This window comes from Alcanivorax sp. HI0083 (assembly GCF_001635175.1).
Genome location: NZ_LWFX01000411.1, coordinates 1 through 724 on the forward strand (window position 1 = coordinate 1; position 724 = coordinate 724).

At 59.4% G+C, this 724-nt stretch carries 1 protein-coding gene; it reads right to left on the reverse strand.

Features of this window, described 5'->3' with window-relative positions; all coding sequences use genetic code 11:
- The coding region (locus A3754_RS04285) for a HAMP domain-containing sensor histidine kinase (RefSeq protein ID WP_197468446.1) at positions 1-724 on the reverse strand (724 nt) is incomplete at both ends.

A 724-nucleotide genomic window follows, 5' to 3' on the forward strand; every position in this document is an offset into this window, starting at 1 on the left:
TTTGTGCCGCTTTCTCCCGTGCTTCCTGCAGGCCGCTGGCCGCGACCACCTCGCAACCCAGGGTTTGCAGGGCCGCCACCAGGCTCGCCAGCAGCGCGGAATCATTATCCACACAGAAAACGCGCACGCCCTGGATATCCCGACGCTCGCGCAACGGCTCATTCTGCAGCAATGGCGGCACATCCCCTGTGGACAGCGGCAGCGTTACGCTGAAAACGGTGCCTTTATCCGGCCAGGAGCGGACGGTTAAGGCATGGCCCAACAAACGACAAATCCGGTCGGCAATGGCCAGCCCCAACCCCAGACCTTTTACCTCACGATTATGCAGCTGAGGCAGACGATGGAACTCCCGGAAGATCTGTTCATGCTGATCACCGGGAATCCCCGGCCCGGTATCCCACACATCAATGCGCACGGCATTGTGCAGCCGGCGCGCACCGAACAGGATGCGCCCTGAATCCGTATACCGAACCGCATTGGACAGCAGGTTCTGCAATACCCGTCGCAACAATACTTCATCGCTGTCCACCACCGCACTGCATGACACCGCTCGCAACGTCAGCCCTTGCGCGCTGGCCAGCGCAGAAAACTCCTGACCCAGCGGCGTCATCAATGACGACAAACGCAAGGGATGGATGTGCGTCGCCATGGTGCCGGTATCCAGTTTGCTGATTTCCAGTAACGCAGAGATAATTTGTTCCGCTGCTTGCAGGGAACTGTCGAT